Genomic DNA, 18,310 nt, shown 5'->3' with positions numbered 1-18,310 from the left:
CGTCGGCGACGGCGTCGCCGCCTGCCACTTCCCCCATGACACCCGCGCGGCGGCGAGCGTCGCGGACAGGAGCGCGCACGATGTCTGACGCACCCGGCACCCGCCCGCCCGTCCGGGAGCCCGACACCGGCCCGCCGGTCCTGGAGGTCAGCGGGCTGCGCAAGTGCTTCGGCGACTTCACCGCCGTGGACGACGTCAGCCTGGTGCTGACGGCGGGCGCCTCGCTGGCCGTGGTCGGCGAGTCCGGCTCGGGCAAGACCACCACGGCCCGCATGATCGCCGGACTGGAGACGCCCACCGCCGGCACCGTCCGGTGGGGCGGGCGCGCCCGGCCGCCCGGCCGGGTACGGGCGGCCGAGCGCCGACGGCAGGCCCGCGAGGTCCAGATGGTCTACCAGGACCCCTACTCCTCGCTGGACCGGCGGCAGCGGGTCGGCGACTGCGTCGGCGAGGCGCTGGCCCTGCACACCGAGCTGCGCGGGGCCGCGCTGGAGCGGCGCGTGGCCGAACTCCTCGACCAGGTCGGCCTGGACGCGCGGCAGGCCCGCTCGCTGCCCCGCGCCCTGTCCGGCGGCCAGCGCCAACGGGTCGCCATCGCCCGCGCGTTGGCCGTACGACCGCGCGTCCTGGTGCTGGACGAGGCCGTCGCCGCGCTCGACGTCTCCGTCCAGGCGCAGATCGTCGCCCTGCTGCGCGAGATCCGCGAACAGACGCGGGTCGCCTACCTGTTCATCACCCACGACCTCGGGATCGTGCGGCACGTGTGCGAGGAGACGGTGGTCATGCACCGGGGCCGGATCGTGGAGCGCGGCCCGACCGCCGCCGTGCTCGGCGACCCCCAGGAGCCGTACACCCGCCGCCTGATCGACTCCGTGCCCCGCCGCGGCTGGAAGCCCCGCCGCCGCGACCGCGATCGCCCCCGTCAAGAGGAGGAATGACCATGCCCTTCGCTCCCGCCCTGACCTACGCCTTCGAGATCCGCGCCGAGTTGGCCCCGTCCCTGCACATCGGGCACGGCGACGGCGAAATCACCGAGTTCACGCCGATCACCGGCGGCAGCGTCACCGGTCCCCTGCTGCGCGGCGAGGTCCTCGCCGGCGGCGGCGACTGGAGCAGCACCCGCGGTCGCGTCTGCCAACTGGAGGCGCGCTACCTCGTCCGGGCCGAGGACGGCGCGGTCGTCGACATCGTCAACCGCGGCTACTACCACGAGGGTTCGGACTGCCCGAACCAGGACGACGACGGCCTCCAGGTGTCCCGGGCCGGTGTGTACTACCGCACCTCCCCCGTCTTCCGCACGGACGCGCCCGCCCACCGCTGGCTCGCCGAGACAGTCTTCGTGGGGCTCGCCCGATCGGAGCGGGAGGACGAGGTGAGCATCCGCGTGTACGCGCTGCGGTAGCGGTCTCGGCGGCGGTCCGGGGCGTTCACCACCGCCGCCACCGCCACTCCATGCGCCACCCGATGGCCGTCCACGCGGTGAAGAAGGCGGCGAGCATCCCCGTCATCACCCACTCCAGGATGCTCGCCCCGAACAGCGCGCCGTGCACCAGCCCGGCCACCGGCAGGGACAGTCCCAGCCAGCCGAGGTTCGGGAACGCGATCAGCCCCGACAGGCGGCCGCTCACCACGGCCCACAGCACCACGCCGAAGACCGGCCAGGTGGCGGCCAGCCGCAGAGCCAGGGATTGGTCGGCCGGCGAGAGGTAGGTCTCGGTGTGCCCGCGCACCTCCAGGCGCACCACCGCGCCGTGCCAGGTGCGCAGCCGCGCCGGATCGCCGCGGTGCGTGTCCTCGTAGGTGCCGTGGCCGACGTCGCGCCACGCCGTCCGGTCGCCGTAGCGGACCCGGAGCCGGTAGTACGGTGTGCAGGACCGGACGCCGTCGGAGTCCGTGGTGCAGGACTCGCCGGTTGCCGTGTCGATCACCGTCCCCGTCACCCGCGCCACGCAGTCGGGGCCGGGCGCGCCGGTGCACAGGGGTGCGCGGCGGTAGGCCACGGCGCCGTCGTACGCTTCGCCCGCCCACCGCGCGCAGCCGATCAGTCCGGTCACCGCGGCCGCGAGCACCAGGATCCGCAGCCAGGCCGGCAGTCGCCCGTGCCATGCGCCCATCGCGCCCTCTTCCCCCGAGTCCCGCCCCGGCGCGGCGCGCGGCACTTCGGCTCGCGCCGCCATGGGTGGGTGTGCCCGGTGACGCCCGGCCGGGAAACGCCGGGGGCCGCCTCCCGTGCGGCCGTGGGGGCCGCCTCGGCGCGTACGGCCCGTCGCGCCGCGCGGTCGTACGGCTGTCGCGCCGCGCGGTCGTACAGCCGTCGCGCCGCGCGGTCGCACAGCCGTCGCGTAGCACCGCTGTACAGCCGTCGCGCCGCACCGCCGTGCGTCCCGTCCCGCCCGTTAGTCTCGTGCGGACGTACGACGACGCTGAGGAGGCGGTGGCGTGCCGCAGGACCTGCCGGCCGGCGAGGGCGCGATCACGGCGGCCCTGACGCAGGAGCACCGGCTCCGCCGGGACCTGGGTTTCTGGGCGCTGACGGCGATCGCGTTCTCCAACATCGTGGGCTCGGGATGGCTGTTCGCGGCGATGTACGCGGCGCAGACGGCGGGCCCGGCGTCGCTGCTGTCGTGGGTGGCCGCGGGGCTGCTGTGCGTCCTGGTGGCGCTGGTGATGATCGAGCTGGGCGCGTCCCGGCCCGAGGGCGGCGGCACGGTGCGCTGGCCCCTGTACGCCTCGGGGCGGCTGGTGGGCACGCTGGTGGGCTGGTCGGTGCTGCTGTCGGTGGGCGGCACCGCGGCGGAGATCAGCGCGATCATGCAGTACGCGGGGCACTATCTGCCCGGCATCTACCGCGGCGGTTCGCTCACCGCCACCGGGCTGGGGGTGGCGACGGCGCTGAGTGTGCTGTTGACGACGCTGAACTGGTTCGCGGTGCGGCTGTTCGCGCGGCTGAACAACCTGCTGTCCGTGTTCAAGATCGCGGTGCCGGTCGTCACGGTGGTGGCGCTGCTGGCGTCCGGCTGGCACTCCGGACGCCTCACCGACCACGGCGGGTTCGCGCCGTACGGGTACGCCGCCTGTCTGTCGGCGCTGGCCGGCGGGGGCATCGTGTACTCGGTGAACGGCTTCCAGGCGCCCCTGGACTTCTCCGGCGAGACCCGCGATCCCCGGCGCACCGTCCCCGCGTCGGTGCTGGCCGGCATCGGTCTGGCGGTGCTGATGTATCTCGCGCTCCAGGTCGCGTTCCTGTTCACGGTGCCCGAGAGCCTGCTCGGACACGGCTGGCACGGCGTCGACTTCGATTCCCCGTTCGGGCAGCTGGCGTTGCTGCTCAACCTGCACTGGCTCTCGGCGCTGCTGTACGCGGACGCGGTCGTCTCGCCCGGCGGCTCGGCGTACGTCGGGGTGGCGCTGGACGCCCGGCACACCTACGCGCTGGCGAAGAACGGCACCCTGCCCCGCTGGTTCATGGCGGTGGAGGCGCGCTCGGGCATTCCGCGCCGGGCGCTGGTGCTGAACCTGCTGGTGATCGTGGTGTTCCTGCTGCCGTTCGGCGGCTGGCAGGACATCGTGAGCGTGATGGGCGACATGTATCTGCTGATCTACGCGGCCTCGGCGGTGGCGGCGGCGGTGTTCCTGGCCGATCCGGACAGCGGCACGGCGGGCTGGGTGCCGGGGCTGCGCTGGATCGCGCCGGTGAGCTTCGTGGTGGCGGCGGAGTTCGTGTACTGGTCGGGCTGGCACGATCTGCGGCTGGCGCTGCCGCTGGTGCTGGTCGGGCTGCTGGTGTTCCTCGGGATGCACCGCACCGCCATGGCCGGCCGGCCGCTCGCCGCCGAACTGCGCACGGGGGCCTGGCTGGTGGTGTTCCTGGTCCTGCTCACCGTGCTGTCCTGGCTCGGTTCGTTCGGCGGCTCCGGGCGGCTGCCGGCGCCGTGGGACTCGCTGGCGGTGGCGGCGTCGGCGTTCGCGGTGTTCTTCTGGGCGGTGCGCGCGGGCACGGCGTGGCTGCGGGAGTCCCGGCGGCCGGGGGGCGGGGGGCTGGCGGGTCGGGACGCGGGTCCCGACGCGGGTCCGAGTGCGGGTCCGGGTCCGGGCTCGCGCTGGGGCTCGGGGGTTTAGGGTGCGTCGCCTTCGGCTTCGCTCACACCCACCGCGTCCGGTTCGACTACGGACTCACCGCGTGACTCAGGCCCGTAGATAGGCCAGCACGGCCAGCACCCGGCGGTGGGTGTCGTCGGCCGGGGGCAGGTCCAGCTTGGTGAGGATGGAGCCGATGTGCTTGCCCACCGCCGCCTCGGAGACGACGAGTTCGCGGGCGATCGCGCCGTTCGACCTGCCCTCGGCGACCAGGGCGAGGACTTCGCGCTCGCGCGGCGTGAGCCGTTCCAGCGGGTCGCGGCGGCGGCGCAGCAGGTGCCGTACGACCTCGGGGTCCACGACCGTGCCGCCGGCCGCCACCTCGCACAGCGCGGCCACGAACTCCTCGACCTGCCCGACCCGGTCCTTGAGCAGATAGCCGACGCCCGATCCGTCGCCGGAGTCGAGGAGTTCGGCGGCGTAGGCCCGCTGCACGTACTGGCTGAGGACCAGCACGGGCAGGGCGGGGGTGCGTTCGCGCAGGCGGACCGCCGCGTGCAGGCCCTCGTCCTGGAAGCCGGGCGGCATCCGGACGTCCGTCACGACGATGTCCGGTGCGTGTTCCTCGACGGCGGCGACCAGCGCCCCGGCGTCGCCGACGGCCGCGACGACCCGGTGGCCGCAGCGGTCGAGGAGACCGGTCAGCCCCTCCCGCAGCAGGACGCTGTCCTCGGCCAGCACTACGCGCAGCGGCCGGTCGGCTCGCGGGGTTCGCTCGGCTCGCAGGGTTCGCAAGGAAACTCCACAGTCAGCAGGGTCGGTCCGCCGGGCGGGCTGGACAGGGAGAGTCTGCCATCCAGGACCGACACCCGGTCCGCGAGCCCGGTGAGACCGGTTCCGGCCGAGACGTCCGCGCCGCCCCGGCCGTCGTCGCCGACCCGCAGGACCAGCCGCCCGTCGCGGTGGCCGCCGCTGACCCGGGCGCGGCTCGCCCCGCTGTGCCGGGCGACGTTGGCGAGCGCTTCACGGACCACGAAGTACGCCGCCGCCTCCACGGACTCCGGGAATCTGGCGGGCAGTTGGAGGTCGAGGTCGACGGGCACCGGGGAGCGGTCCGCGGCGTCGGCGACGGCGGCCTCGAGCCCGTAGTCGGCCAGCACCTTGGGGTGGATTCCGTGGATCAGCTCGCGCAGTTCGGCCAGCGCCCGCCCCGCCTCGCCGTGTGCCTGGGCGAGCCGGTCGGCGAGGGGGCCGGGCGGTGCGTCCAGCCGGGCCAGTCCGAGGTTCATCGTCAGGGCGACCAGGCGTTGTTGGGCGCCGTCGTGCAGATCGCGCTCGATACGCCGCCGCTCCGCCTCGAAGGCGTCCACCAACCGCACGCGGGAGCGGGTGAGTTCGACCACCCGCGCGTCCAGGTCGCCGCCGCGCGGGGCGATCAGCAGCCGGGTCAGCTCGGCGCGGGCGCCGGCCGCGACGCCGAGGACGTACACGCCGACGGCCAGGAGGACCAGTCCGAGGGCCGCGATGCCGAGGGCGGCCGGCCAGGTGTCGACCGGCCACGCCTTGAGCACCTTCGTCTCCCGGCCGTCGCCGACCGTGGCCAGCAGCAAGGGGGTTGCGACCAGGGACAGCGGGCACAGCAGCGCGACCGTGACCGCCAGGGCGTCGACCGGCCACAGCAGGACCGCGAAGAGCAGGGCGTGCCCCAGTTCCCGCCAGGTCGCCTGCTCGCGCAGCCGCGTGGAGAGCCAGGCCCGTAGTCCGGCGCCGGCGGGCGGGGTGTGCCGGTCGGGTGCCGGGTCGAGGTCCACCAGGCGGAGCCGGCGCCGTTCCGCCCAGGCCAGCGGAAGACCGGCGAGGACGGTGAGGAGGAGCAGCGGCAGTCCCACCAGGACGACGGCGAGCACCGCGCCGGCCGCCGCGGCGGTCACGATCCCCACCAGGGCGAGGGCGCCCATCACCGCGCCGGTGAGCAGGTAGGCCGCCGAGCGCCACGGCCACGACGACAGCACGAAGCCGGGGCGGCGCATGGCCTGCCAGACGGTACGGGGGTGCGCGGGGATCGCCGGTTGCATGGGGATCACCGTAGGAGGCGGGGCGGGGGCGAGGCCATGGGTCCAAGGGGAGGAAGGGGGTGGGGCAGGCCATACCCCCGGCCTCGGTCCCGCCCCCACCCCGCTCGTCGGTCCTGCCGTATCCCGGTGCTCGGGTGCGCGGTACCTCCCTCCTCCGTCCTGCCCGTCCTCCGGTTCTCGGTCCTGCCGCACTGCGCCGGGGCGCCCTCGGGCGGTTCGCTGGGAGGCGTCGGCGAACGCACACATGAGTGAGGGAAGATGAGCGACGACGCGATCCGGCTGGGCTCCGTGAGCAGGCGGTACGGGACGGGCGAGGGCGCCGTGACGGCCCTGGCGGAGGTGTCGCTCGCCTTCGCGCGGGGGACGTTCACCGCCGTCATGGGGCCGTCCGGCTCGGGCAAGTCGACGCTGTTGCAGTGCGCGGCGGGACTCGACCGGCCGACCTCCGGCTCGGTCGTCGTCGGCGGGACCGAGCTGACGGAACTCGGCGAGACGAGACTGACCCTGTTGCGCCGGGACCGCATCGGCTTCGTCTTCCAGGCGTTCAACCTGCTGCCGTCGCTGACCGCCGAGCAGAACGTGGCGCTGCCCCTGCGGCTGGCCGGCCGCCGTCCCGCGCGGGCCAGGGTGCGCGAGGTGCTGGAGCAGGTCGGGCTCGGCGAGCGGGCGCGGCACCGGCCGACGGAGATGTCCGGCGGCCAGCAGCAACGTGTGGCGCTCGCCCGCGCCCTGATCACCCGGCCCGAGGTGCTGTTCGCCGACGAGCCGACCGGCGCCCTGGACTCGCGCACCGGGCGTGAGGTGCTGGCGCTGCTGCGCGCGATGGTGGACCGCGAGGGCCTGACGATCGTCATGGTGACCCACGATCCGGTGGCCGCGGCCTGGGCCGACCGCGTGGTCTTCCTCGTCGACGGGCGTGTCGAGGGCGAGTTGGCCGGGGCGGACGCCGACCGCATCGCCGCGCGCATGACCCGGCTGGAGGCGCTGCCGTGCTGAGCGTCGCGCTGCGCACCCTGCGCACCCGCTGGACCACCTTCACCGGCGCGTTCGTCGCGCTGTCGCTCGGCGTCGCGCTGCTCACCGTGACGGGACTGGTGCTGGCGTCCTCGCTGGACGCGCCCCGCCGGGGGCCCGAGCGGTTCGCGGCGGCGCCGGTCGTCGTGAAGGGGGCGGACACCCTGCGGGTGCGCACTCCGGCGGGTGTGCGCACCCAGAAGCTCGCGGAGCCGCGTGCCCTGACCGCCGGGGCCGTGGCGAGGCTCGGGCGGCTCGGTCCCGTGGTGGTGGACCGGACGTTCCCGGTGCGGGTGGCGGACGGCGGGCCCGGCGATCTGGTGGGCCACCCCTGGTCCGTCGCGGCGTTCGCCCCGTACCGCCTCACCGCGGGGCGTGCGCCGACGGCGCCCGACGAGGTGGCGATCAGCGGGGACTGGGCGCGGGTGGGCGAGGCGGTGCGGACCGACCGGGGGGTGCTGCGGGTGGTGGGGACGGTGCGCAGCGCCAGCGCCTCGGGGAGCGCCGGCTCCCGAGGCTTCGAGGACGCCGTCTTCTGCACCGACGCACGTGCCGCGCAACTCGCCCCCTCTGTACTGCAGTTGGTCGTGGTCGCCGATCCGGCGGCGGTACGGCGGGCGGTGCGCGGCGTAGACGGTGTGCAGGTGCTCACCGGTGACGCGCGCCGCGAGGCCGACGCCGATCCGGACCGCGACGCCGAGGCGGTCGCCGCGATGAACGCCCTGTTCGGCACGGCCGGTGGCGTCAGCGCCTTCGTGTCGGTGTTCGTGGTGGCGTCGACCTTCGCGTTCGCCGTGGCGCAACGGCGGCGTGAGTTCGGGTTGTTGCGCACCGTCGGGGCGACTCCCGGGCAGCTGCGCCGGATGGTGGTCGCCGAGGCGCTGGGGGTGGGCGTCCTCGCCTCGGCCGCCGGCTGTCTGCTCGGCTCCTACGGCGCGCCGCTGCTGGCCGCCCGGGTGGTCGAGGCCGGACTCGCGCCCGGCTGGTTCACCGTGGGCGCTCACACCTGGCCGTACCAACTGGCCTTCTGGACCGGTCTGTCGGCGGCCCTCGGCGGTGTGGTCGCCGCCTCCCGGCGGGCCGGGCGGACCGGTCCCGCCGAGGCGTTGCGCGAGGCGTCCGTGGACAGCCGGACGATGACGCCGGGACGTCTGCTGGCCGGTGCGGCGCTGCTGCTGACCGCCGCGGTCACCCTGTGTCTGGCGCTGGCGGGCGACCCGGGCGACCTGCTGCACCGCAAGTCCTCCACCAGCCGCCCCATGCTGCTGATCACGGCGGTGGCGCTGCTCGCCCCGCTGGTGGTGCGCCCGCTGACCCGGCTGCTGGCCTGGCTGCCGGCCCGACTGCCCGGAGCCGTGGGCATGTTGGTGCGCGAGAACGCCGCCGCGGCGGTCCGGCGCACCGCGGCCGTCGCGGCGCCCGTCCTGGTCACCGTCGCCCTCACCGGATCGCTGCTGGGGGCGACCGCCACGCTGAACGGGGCGAAGGCCGCCGAGGCACGGGCGCGGACGACCGCCGACTTCGTCGTCACCCCGCGGGGCGGCGCGGCCTTCGACGCGGCGACCGTGGCGCGGCTGCGCGAGGTGCCCGGTGCGACAGTGTCGCCGACCTCGGCCGGGGCCGTCTACGTGCTGGAGGACGGGGTGGCGCTCGTGCGGTCCGAGGCGCGCGCGGCCGAGCCCGGCCCGCTCGCGGCCACCGCCCGGCTGCCGCTGGCCGCCGGGAAGGCCGGCGACCTGGACGACGGCTCGATCATCGTCAACGAGGAGTGGCAGCGGCACACGGTGGGGCAGCGGGTGCGGGTGTGGCTCGGCGACGGCGCCGAGCGGACGCTGCGGATCGCCGCGGTGATGACCACCGGCACCGGCGGCAACGGTGTCTACGTCACCCCGCGCAACGCTCCCGGCGCGGGTGTCGACCGGGTCGACGTGGCCCTCGCCGACGGCGCCGACCCGGACGCGGTGGCCGCCGGTCTGCGCGCGGCGGTGCGCGCCGCGGGCGGTCAGGTGCGCACCGAGTCCCAGTGGCTGCGGGCCACGCGCCCGCACGCCGACCGTACGACCCGGCTCGGTTTCCTGCTGGTCCTCGGCATCGCCCTCCTCTACACGGGTGTCTCCCTGGCCACCACGATGGTCATGGCGACCTCCGACCGGGTGCGCGACCTGGCCGTGCTGCGGCTGGCCGGGGCCACCCGCCGGCAGGTGCTGCGACTGGTGGGCGCCGAGGCGCTGACGGTGGTCGCGGTGGGTGCGTCGCTCGGGCTGGCGGTCGCCTGGCTGAATCTGGCGGGTATGTGGGGTGCGCTGCGGCTGCTGTCCGTGCGGAGCGCGATCGAGCTGCCGTGGGCCGCGGTCGGCGAGGCCGTCGCCGCCTGCGCGGTGCTCGCGGTGGTCTCCTCGGTCGTCCCCGCCGCGCTCGTCCTGCGCCGCCGGGCGGTAGACCTCGCGGGCGTACGGGAGTGACACCAGGCGTCACTTGCGGTCGCAGACCGATCTCCTCTCGATGCTCTCCGATCAACACAGGTCATTACCGAAGACCGTCACTCGAACGCCGGTCGGACAAGCCTACGGTGCGGTCACCGGTCGGGACGGCGTCGGCCGTCCCCGGGGACGGAGCGGCAGCGCCCGTCCCCTCCGGCGACCAGTCGACGATCAAGGGGAGGCACCATGGCGAGTGTGGAAGTGTCGCTGAAGGAGATGATGACCGCGGTCGAGGGGGCGCTGGGCGCGGCGGTCGTCGACTACACCAGCGGGATGGCGCTGGGCACCCTGGGCGGGGGCAAGGACCTGGACCTGACCATCGCCGCGGCGGGGAACACGGACGTGATCCGCGCCAAGGTGCGCACCATGGAGCAGCTCGGCCTGCAGAGCCAGATCGAGGACGTGCTGATCACCCTCGGTGCGCAGTACCACCTGATCCGCCTGGTGACCGGGCGCAACGGCAACGGCCTGTTCCTCTATCTCGTCCTCGACAAGTCGCGCTCGAACCTCGCGATGGCCCGCCACCAGCTCAAGCGGGTCGAGGAGCAGCTGGAGATCTAGCGCCCTTCCGGGGCCCGGCCGACGCGCGCCCATGATGTGAAGACTTCTTCAAGTCACCACATCAGCATGATCCCAACTCGTGGATGCGCCCGGCCGGGGCCGAGAAGGATGGGCTGTGCGGGGCACTTTCCGCGGCGGCGCCCTCCGGGGCGCCGCCCCTGATCCGGACCGTCGCGACGCGGCAGGGAGCGAGCACTCATGCAGGTCCCCCTCTACCAGGCCAAGGCCGAGTTCTTCCGCATGCTCGGGCACCCCGTGCGCATCCGGGTCCTGGAACTGCTCCAGCACGGCCCGGTGCCGGTGCGGGATCTGCTGGCCGACATCGAGATCGAACCGTCCAGCCTGTCCCAGCAGTTGGCCGTGCTGCGGCGCTCCGGCATCGTCGTGTCCACCCGGGAGGGGTCCACGGTCCGCTACGAGCTGGCCGGCGGCGACGTCGCCGAACTGCTGCGCGCGGCCCGCCGCATCCTCACCGAGCTGCTGGTGGGCCGCACCGAACTCCTCGCCGAACTCCGCCAGACGGACGATGCCTCACCGGACCCCCTGCGTTCCGTGACATGAGTCACAGCGGTTCCGCGATCTATGCCCTCGGAGTAGTAGTGGCCGCACTGCCGACATGGGGGACTTGTCCGGCTTGATCCGGACGCGCGCCGGGTATGCGACCGGGACGTTCCGCACCCTCGGCGAAGTCATCGCTTCTGCAAACCATGGCGGCTTCCTGACGGGTAGCCAGGGCGGTGCGCGAGGCGCGGGAACCGGGGCAGCACGGGCCGCCCGGCCTCCGCAAGGGCCGTGCCGGTCTACGAGGGGCGGTAGTAGCCGGGCCCTTTGCGCTGCGTGTGAAGGCGTCTTAAGAATGACGACCCACAAGGCATCGCCGCAGTTCACAAGCCATTGCATACGAGCGAGCCGTATGCGGGCGTGCGGCGACCACCGAGTGAGGTCACGCATGGGCAAGCACCGTAAGAAGCAGTACTACCGGCGGATAGCCATCGCCGTCGCCACGGTCGGCGCCGTCGGCATCCCGTCCGTCGCCCTGGCCTGCGGCGACTGGCCGGGCGGCACGACGGACCAGGCGGCCCCCGCGGGGTCGCAGCTCACCGACCGGGAGAGCGGGGCGGCCTGGTGGGCGCAGGCCGCGCTGAGTCGCCAGAGCAACGTGAGCGCGAGCACGGCGCCCACCGCGATGACTTCGGCCACCGTGCCGGTTTCTCCCGCCGTACCGGCGCCGCCGGCCGTGCCGGGCGCACCGGTGCCGACCGTCCCGGCCGCGCCGCGGACGCCGGGCGCCGTCGCGAGCGCGCCGCACGCCGCCGTGCCGCACGCCACCGCGCCGAAGGCCAAGGCGGCCGCACCGGCGCACAAGCGGCACCCGTCGGCTCCCCACCCCAAGGCCAAGCCCCGGCCGAGCGCCTCCCCCAGCGCGCCGAAGCCCGCCGCGACGGCCACCGCCGCGGCCACCCCGGCCGCGCCCGCCGCGACGGCCACCAGCGCGGCCCCGTCCGCCACTCCCTCCGCGACCGCCGCCGCGCCGAGTTCGCCGGCGTCTCAGGCCCCGGCCTCCGGTGCCGTCGCGCAGGTCGTGCAGCTCGTCAACGCCGAGCGCGCGAAGGTCGGTTGCTCGCCCCTGACGGTGAACGCGTCGCTCACCAAGGCGGCGCAGGCGCACAGCGAGGACATGGCCGCGCACCAGAACATGTCGCACACCGGTTCCGACGGCTCCGCCCCGGGCGACCGGATCACCGGCGCGGGCTACGTGTGGAGCAGCTACGGCGAGAACGTCGCCTACGGCTACGCCACTCCGGAGCAGGTCATGGCGGGCTGGATGGGCAGCCCCGGCCACAAGGCGAACATCCTCAACTGCTCCTTCAAGGAGATCGGCGTCGGCCTGGCGCAGCCCGGCTCCTACTGGACGCAGGACTTCGGCACCGCGCGCTGAGGACGGCCCGTCGGGGCACGGCCTGTTGAGGCACGGCCCGCGGGGTGTCGGGCATCAGTCGAGGGAGTGGCGCGCTTCGAGCGCGTCGAGCGCGTCGAGGATGTCGGCGGGTTCCGCGCGCTGGGTGTAGTCGGGGTCGACGAAGGCCCAGCGGATGGTTCCGGCGCGGTCGATGACGTAGGTCGCGGGCAGCGGGAGCGTACGTGCGTGGCCGCCGTTGACGCGCTGGAGGTCGAAGCCGAACCGGTCGTAGACGGCGGCCAGGTCGTCCGGCAGGTCGAAGGCGAGGCCGTACTGCCCGGCCGTGTCGGAGCCGAGGTCGCTGAGGACGTCGAAGGCGAGGGCGTGCTTCTCGGCGAGGCTCAGCGATTCGTCGGGGACCTGCGGTGAGACGGCGACCAGACGCGCGCCGCGCTCGGCGAACTCCCCGTGGCGCTGCTGCAGGGCGCGCAGAGCGAGGTTGCAGTACGGGCACCAGGCGCCGCGGTAGAAGGTGAGCACGACCGGGCCTTCGGCGAGCAGGCCGTCCAGGGCCACCGGGTGCCCGGTCGCGGACGGCAGGGTGAAGCGCGGGGCCCGGGCGCCCACGGTCAAGGCCCGGCCGGCCTGTCCGGAGGCGGCCAGGTCCCGCCCGGCGCGGTCCATGATCTCCCTCGCCTCGGGCGGCAGTTGAGGCCGGCGGGCGGTGGAGAAGGCGCGCAGTTCGGCTTCGAGGCTCATCGGGGCATCCTCCGGCGGGTCGGGGCACGGGTGTGGCAGGGCAGCGAAAACCGGATCTCGGAACGACCGTTCCAAGATTGCTGTCAGCGTAGCGGTCGGGCGCGCTATCTTGGAACCCTCGTTTCAAGATGGGAGGGGCGCGTGCCGGACATCAAGCACTTCGACCCGCAGGCCGCCCTGGACACGGCGGTGCGGCTGTTCTGGCGGCAGGGCGCGGCCTCGACCGGCATCCAGGACGTGGTGACGGCCACCGGCCTCAACCGCTCCAGCCTGTACGCCACGTTCGGCGGCAAACAGGACCTGTACCTCGCCGCGCTGCGGCGCTACGTCCGGACCCACTCCGAACCGGCCTTCGAGCGCCTGACCCAGGACGGGCGCGGACTGCCCGCCGTCGCCGACTTCTTCGCCGGACTGATCGAGGTCCGCTGCTCGGGCGAGTACGCACGCTGGGGCTGCATGATCACCAACGCGCACGCCGCCCGCACCGAGAACGACGACCCGGAGGTCCTGCGCCTCCTCGACGGGCACCACCAGCACCTGCTGGGCGCCCTGCACGCCGCGCTCCTGTCCGCGCAGTCCCGCGGCCAGCTCCCCCGGGACGCCGAACTCCAGTGCGCGGCCGAGCTGTTGGCCCTGCTCGCCTACGGCGTCAACCTGCGCTCCCGCTCCGGAGCCGACCCGGAGGCGCTGTACCGGACGGTCACCGCGACCCTGGCCTCCCTCGGCGCCATCGCCGCGGCGAGCTGACGCCCCCGGACCCGCGACCGACCGGCGGCCCCGGACAGGCCAGGCCGGCCGGCCCCCGCGCACCGGGAGCCGGCCGGCCATGACGACACCGACGGCGAACAGCCGCCACGCTCAGCAGCTCTGTGGTGTCGAGCCGAGCGCCACGTCGTCGTACCAGAGGGTGTCGTCGCCTGTGCCGTAGCTCTCCCACCCCAGCCGGAAGGTGGTGGGCCGGGGAGCCGTGGTGCGGCTGAGCCACTGCGCGTCGATGTCCTGCGTGGGGACGCCGTCCACGTGCAGTCCGGCGATCTGCCGGTCGTCCAGCCAGGTGTCCATGGCCTGCCGGGTGGTGTCGACGGCGAACCGCAGGCACACCCAGCGCCCGGTCGGCAGTTCCGTGCTCAGCGCCACGCCCGCCGGGCTCTGCGCGGGCAGGGTCGCGTCGTCGGACTGGCGGTTCCACTGGAGCGCGCCGTTCTGGCCGCCCATCCTCAGGTCGCGTCCGCCGTCGCGCGCGTCGGCCAGGGTGATCATGGCGATGTGCGCGGCGGGCAGCGGCGTGGTGTGGCGCACCCACACCCGGCCGTACACCACGGGCCCCACCGTGGACACGTCCTTCGTGGTGGCCACGAAGACGTGGTTGCAGTAACCGGCGGCTCCGTCCACCCGCACCGAGCGGCTTCCGGTGTGGGCGACCGAGGTGTCCACCGTCGCCTTGCCGGAGCCGTCGCAGTCGGGCGACACGACCGTCCAGGCGCCCGAGGGCGCGCTCCCGGTCTGGTCCTCGAAACCGGAGCACACCGCCGCGTCGCCGCATCCCGGAGCGGGGCTGCCCGAGGGCGGCGGCGTGGGACTCCCGGACGGCGGCCCCGACGGTGTGGGCGAGGGACTCCCGGACGGTCCCGACGGCGTCGGACTCGCCCCCGAACCCCCGTCGCACGGAACGCCGTTGAAGGTGAAGTCACCCGGTACGGGATGGGCGCCGGACCAGGTGCCCTGGAGGCCGAAACTCGCGGCGGCGCCGGTCGCCAGCGACCCGTTGTAGTCGAGGTTCGCGGCGGTGACCGCCGTACCGCTCTGGCTCACCCGGGCGTTCCACGCGGAGGTCACCCGCTGACCGGCGTCGAACGTCCACCGCAGTTCCCAACCGCTCACCGCAGGGCCGAGATTGGTGACGGACACCTGCGCGGTGAAGCCGCCCGCCCACTGGTCGGCCGTCCACGACACCCGGCACGCCGCACCGCCGTCCGCCGCCTGAGCGGTGCCGCGCACGCCGTAGCCGGCGAGGCCCGCCAGCAGCGCGCCCACCACGGCCAGCAGCGCCGCCACCCGTAACTCCCGCCTGCCCGGCGGCCGAACCGTCCTCGTCACCGTCCGCTCTCCTTCTGCACCACTGAATGATCAGAGCATGACAAGCAGAGGAAGCCTTGGGAGCGCTCCCATCGAGCATCACGGTAGCGACCCCGCAGACCGATGTAAACGCGGTACGCCCCGGTAGCGACCGCCGAGCGCGCCGCACCCGGCTGTGACAGCCCTGTGACGGCGGGTATGACCCAGGTCACAGCCGAGGCGGTCCCCGCCTGATCGACTGACCCCATGCGCCGCGCCCCTCTCCCCCTGGCCCTGCCCGCCGCCGTCGCCCTCGCGGGCGCACTGCTCCTCACGGCGTGCGGTACGCAGCGCGCCGGCGCACAGGACCCCGGCCCGGCGTCGCCGCACGCGTCCGCGACCTCGGGCGAATCCTGCGGCGCCTCCGCGACACCCGCCGGCCGGTCGGCGACCGACGACACCGGGCCCGACACCTCAACACCCGGGCAAGCGGCGCCGGACGCCTCCTCCGGCGGTACGGCGACGGCGAGGGAGGGCGTCGAACTCGTCGGCCCGGCCGGCTGCCCGGTCCTCGAGATCACCAACCACACGGCCGGAACGGCCACTTACACGGTCACCTACTTCCTGCTGTCGGACACCGGTACCGCGCTGACGAGTGCCCAGACGACGGTGGCGTCCGTCGAACCCGGCCGGACCGTACGGCGCGCCGTCTCGCTGACGGACGTCGGCACGCTGCCCGGAGACGCCGGAAAGCCGACGAAGGTGCGGATCGTCAAGGTCAGGAGCGTCCCCTCCGCCGAGGCGCCCAGCGAGACGGGACCCTGTCCGGCGTCGGGGGTGCGCGTGTACGCCGACCGGGGCGACGCCGCGATGGGGCTGCGCGTCGTCGGACTGCACCTGGTGAACTGCGGCACGCACACGTATCACCTCGACGGCTATCCGCAGCTCCAGCTGTTCGACGAGGAGCACAAGCCGGTCGAGGGCGTACGGATCCTGCACGGGGGCGGGGCCATCGCCCTCGGCACCGGGGCCGACGACACGCCCCGGCCCCTGGCGCTGCGGCCCGGGGAGGGGGCGCACGCCGGGCTGGTGTGGCGCAACACCACGGAGATGGGCGAGCCCGTCAACGCGCCCTATGTGCGGGTGGTGGCGAAGCCCGGCGCCGCCGCGGTGACGGTGACGCCGGAGCTGGACCTGGGCACGACGGGGAAGTTGGGCGTCGGCGCCTGGCAGCGGGACGACGCCTCCCGCTGAGGGCGGCCCCGCCGCAGACGCTTCGCTTGCCCCGCCGCGGACGCCTCGCTCTGCCCCGCCGCGGACGCCTCGCGGCACCCGCCCACCCGTCACCTCGCCGCGCGAAGCGGCCCGTCAAGCCGGGAGCGTAGACCCCGGACTTGACGAGCCGTCAGTCACACACGTCGGGGGACTCAGAAGCCTCCACCGGAGAACCCGCCGGACGTCCCGCCGGCGTCCGCCTCGCCCGGTGTGATCCGGCCGCGCCAGGCGCCGGACTCGCCGCCGCGCTTCTCGATGTACTCCTTGAAGCGCTTCATGTCGCCCTTGATCTGCCGGTCCGTGATCCCCAGCAGATCGCCGGCCTTCTCCGCCATGCCGCTGGGCTCGATGTCCATCGCGAGCTCGACGCGGGTGTGCCCGTCGTCCACCCGCTCGAAGCGGACCGTGCCCCTCTGCTGGGTGTCGCCGCTGGTCGTGCGCCAGGTGATCCGCTCGTCGGGGAGCTGGTCGACGATCTCGGTGTCGAACTCCCGCTTGACGCCGGAGACCTTCGTCACCCAGTGGTTGTGGCGGTCGTCCAGCTGCCTGATCTCCTCGACCCCCTCCATGAAGTTCGGGAAGGACTCGAACTGCGTCCACTGGTTGTACGCGATGCGGACGGGGACGTCGACTTCGACCGTTTCCTTGACCGTGCTCATGAACAGGTGCCTCCAGTTTCGTCGATCGGCCGCGGCGGACCAGAGGCCCGCCGATCGGCTCTCGGCAGTGCCGCGAGTACCCGGCAGACGGGGCTTTACCACTCCGTGTCCGAAACCGGGCCGGGATCCGCGTCCCGGCCGATCTGGGGCGGGGCGTGCGGGGCGGCCACCGGGATCGCTATGCGGACACGCATGTCCGGTTTCCGCTCTTGACCGGGGACCGGTGGCCCCGCCACGATCCCAGGCACCCCACATAGATCGTGGACATGTCATGCACCAGGGTTCCGGCACTCCCCGCCGGTCCCGCCTGCTGCATGCCTCCACCTCGAACAGACGGAGCCCCACATGACACACTCCGTTCGCCTCCGCAGGCCCGCCTGCGCCGTCGCCGCCGCGACCGCCGTGCTGCTGGCCGGCGGCGCCACGACCGGGGCCGCGGCCCCGGCGCCCCGGGCGGCGGCCGCCGCGCCCGACATCGCCGTGGCCGACGTCAAGGCCGACCTGGCGCAACTGCAGTCGATCGCGACCGCCAACGGCGGCAACCGCGCCCACGGGCGCGCCGGCTACCAGGCCTCCCTCACCTCTGTGCAGAACAAGCTGAAGGCGGCCGGCTTCACCACCACCGTCCAGCAGTTCACCGCCTCGGGCCGCACCGGCTACAACCTCGTCGCCGACTGGCCCGGCGGCGACGCCAACCGGGTCATCATGGCGGGCGCCCACCTCGACAGCGTCGCCGCGGGGCCCGGGATCAACGACAACGGCTCCGGTTCGGCGGCGCTCCTGGAGGTCGCGCTGGCCGTGTCCCGCACCGGCTACCAGCCCGCCAAACACCTCAGGTTCGCCTGGTGGGGCGCGGAGGAGTTGGGCATGGTCGGCTCGCGGAACTACGTCAGCGGCCTGTCCACCACGAACCGGGCCAAGATCAAGGGCTACCTCAACTTCGACATGATCGGCTCGCCCAACCCCGGCTACTTCGTCTACGACGACGACCCCACGATCGAGAAGACGCTCAAGGACTACTACACCGGACTCGGCATCGCGACCGAGCCGGAGACCGAGGGCGACGGCCGCTCCGACCACGCGCCCTTCAAGAACGCGGGCATACCGGTGGGCGGCGTCTTCAGCGGCGCGGACTACATCAAGACCTCGGCGCAGGCCGCGAAATGGGGCGGTACGGCCGGTGTGGCGTTCGACCGCTGCTACCACTCGTCCTGTGACACCTCGGCCAACATCGACGACACGGCGCTGAACCGCAACGCGGACGCGATGGCGTACGCGGTGTGGACACTGTCCGCGTAGCCGACCGGCTTCCTCGGGCTCGGTTCCGGCCCGGTTCCGTACAGGAGCCGGGCCGGTACGGCGCGATCGCGGTAGCCCCGCCCCCCCCCCGCCGGGCCGGGGCGACCGCCGGCCGGCGACACGAGGTACAGATTGTCCGGTTTCCCTCCACTCGGA

The 18,310-nt window shown here is 74.0% G+C and carries 17 protein-coding genes; 11 read left to right on the top strand and 6 right to left on the bottom strand.

The genetic code is table 11. The annotated features are described in order from the left end of the window. The first annotated feature begins 80 nt into the window (after nt 1-80). Together K7787_RS14925 and K7787_RS14920 are read left to right on the top strand one after the other, a co-directional pair. The gene (locus tag K7787_RS14925; protein WP_223001673.1) at nt 81-938 is read left to right on the top strand and encodes an ABC transporter ATP-binding protein; all 858 of its coding nucleotides are present in this window, start codon (nt 81-83) and stop codon (nt 936-938) included. A 2-nt stretch (nt 939-940) separates the two neighbouring features. Beyond that, on the top strand, nt 941-1,402 hold the full coding sequence (locus K7787_RS14920) for a DUF3237 domain-containing protein (protein ID WP_223001672.1): 462 nt from the start codon (nt 941-943) through the stop codon (nt 1,400-1,402). 25 nt (nt 1,403-1,427) lie between these two features. Here the strand turns inward: K7787_RS14920 and K7787_RS14915 are convergent, their stop codons facing one another. Continuing rightward, the gene (locus K7787_RS14915) at nt 1,428-2,114 is read right to left on the bottom strand and encodes a hypothetical protein (RefSeq protein WP_223001671.1); all 687 of its coding nucleotides are present in this window, start codon (nt 2,112-2,114) and stop codon (nt 1,428-1,430) included. A gap of 325 nt (nt 2,115-2,439) precedes the next feature. Between K7787_RS14915 and K7787_RS14910 the strand changes: the two genes are divergently transcribed. Further along, nucleotides 2,440-4,119 carry an APC family permease gene (locus tag K7787_RS14910; RefSeq protein WP_308036359.1) on the top strand — a complete coding sequence of 560 codons (1,680 nt, stop codon included), beginning with the start codon at nt 2,440-2,442 and terminating at the stop codon, nt 4,117-4,119. Nucleotides 4,120-4,185: 66 nt separating this feature from the next. Here the strand turns inward: K7787_RS14910 and K7787_RS14905 are convergent, their stop codons facing one another. Together K7787_RS14905 and K7787_RS14900 are read right to left on the bottom strand one after the other, a co-directional pair. Further along, complete coding sequence (locus K7787_RS14905) at nt 4,186-4,818, bottom strand: response regulator (protein ID WP_223001686.1); 633 nt, start codon at nt 4,816-4,818, stop codon at nt 4,186-4,188. Continuing rightward, complete coding sequence (locus K7787_RS14900) at nt 4,818-6,107, bottom strand: sensor histidine kinase (protein ID WP_223001687.1); 1,290 nt, start codon at nt 6,105-6,107, stop codon at nt 4,818-4,820. Before K7787_RS14900 ends, K7787_RS14905 begins: the two co-directional genes overlap by 1 nt. A 303-nt stretch (nt 6,108-6,410) precedes the next feature. Between K7787_RS14900 and K7787_RS14895 the strand changes: the two genes are divergently transcribed. The 5 genes from K7787_RS14895 to K7787_RS14875 all read left to right on the top strand — a co-directional run bounded on the left by K7787_RS14895 (nt 6,411) and on the right by K7787_RS14875 (nt 12,146). Next, on the top strand, nt 6,411-7,148 hold the full coding sequence (locus K7787_RS14895) for an ABC transporter ATP-binding protein (protein ID WP_223001670.1): 738 nt from the start codon (nt 6,411-6,413) through the stop codon (nt 7,146-7,148). Then, nucleotides 7,142-9,628, top strand: a complete 2,487-nt coding sequence (locus K7787_RS14890) for an ABC transporter permease (RefSeq protein ID WP_223001669.1) — start codon at nt 7,142-7,144, stop codon at nt 9,626-9,628. Before K7787_RS14895 ends, K7787_RS14890 begins: the two co-directional genes overlap by 7 nt. A gap of 204 nt (nt 9,629-9,832) precedes the next feature. Further along, complete coding sequence (locus tag K7787_RS14885; protein ID WP_009192510.1) at nt 9,833-10,207, top strand: roadblock/LC7 domain-containing protein; 375 nt, start codon at nt 9,833-9,835, stop codon at nt 10,205-10,207. Between the two features lie 198 nt (nt 10,208-10,405). Further along, on the top strand, nt 10,406-10,768 hold the full coding sequence (locus K7787_RS14880) for an ArsR/SmtB family transcription factor (RefSeq protein WP_009192509.1): 363 nt from the start codon (nt 10,406-10,408) through the stop codon (nt 10,766-10,768). Between the two features lie 388 nt (nt 10,769-11,156). Beyond that, nucleotides 11,157-12,146, top strand: a complete 990-nt coding sequence (locus tag K7787_RS14875) for a CAP domain-containing protein (RefSeq protein ID WP_223001668.1) — start codon at nt 11,157-11,159, stop codon at nt 12,144-12,146. A 54-nt stretch (nt 12,147-12,200) separates the two neighbouring features. Here K7787_RS14875 and K7787_RS14870 read toward each other — a convergent pair whose 3' ends face one another. Continuing rightward, entirely contained in the window at nt 12,201-12,866 is a 666-nt protein-coding gene (locus tag K7787_RS14870) for a peroxiredoxin-like family protein (RefSeq protein ID WP_223001667.1), read from the bottom strand. 141 nt (nt 12,867-13,007) lie between these two features. Between K7787_RS14870 and K7787_RS14865 the strand changes: the two genes are divergently transcribed. After that, a complete protein-coding gene (locus K7787_RS14865) occupies nt 13,008-13,613 on the top strand; it encodes a TetR/AcrR family transcriptional regulator (protein WP_009192506.1) in 606 nt (201 codons plus the stop codon). Between the two features lie 111 nt (nt 13,614-13,724). Here the strand turns inward: K7787_RS14865 and K7787_RS14860 are convergent, their stop codons facing one another. Beyond that, the gene (locus K7787_RS14860; protein WP_223001666.1) at nt 13,725-14,963 is read right to left on the bottom strand and encodes a cellulose-binding domain-containing protein; all 1,239 of its coding nucleotides are present in this window, start codon (nt 14,961-14,963) and stop codon (nt 13,725-13,727) included. Between the two features lie 225 nt (nt 14,964-15,188). On the opposite strand from K7787_RS14860, the gene K7787_RS14855 reads away from it, so the two are divergent. Next, entirely contained in the window at nt 15,189-16,175 is a 987-nt protein-coding gene (locus K7787_RS14855; RefSeq protein WP_223001665.1) for a DUF4232 domain-containing protein, read from the top strand. Between the two features lie 173 nt (nt 16,176-16,348). Here K7787_RS14855 and K7787_RS14850 read toward each other — a convergent pair whose 3' ends face one another. Further along, nucleotides 16,349-16,855, bottom strand: coding sequence for an SRPBCC family protein (locus tag K7787_RS14850; protein WP_019979963.1), 507 nt, complete (start codon nt 16,853-16,855; stop codon nt 16,349-16,351). Between the two features lie 345 nt (nt 16,856-17,200). Here K7787_RS14850 and K7787_RS14845 point away from each other — a divergent pair, with 345 nt between their 5' ends. Next, nucleotides 17,201-18,154, top strand: a complete 954-nt coding sequence (locus tag K7787_RS14845; protein ID WP_223001664.1) for a M28 family metallopeptidase — start codon at nt 17,201-17,203, stop codon at nt 18,152-18,154. Nucleotides 18,155-18,310: the final 156 nt, after the last annotated feature.

The sequence above is a fragment of the Streptomyces sennicomposti genome (assembly GCF_019890635.1).
Classification (GTDB): domain Bacteria; phylum Actinomycetota; class Actinomycetes; order Streptomycetales; family Streptomycetaceae; genus Streptomyces; species Streptomyces sennicomposti.
Note: the sequence above shows the minus strand (reverse complement) of the source record. Positions and strands in the feature narration are given on the sequence as shown.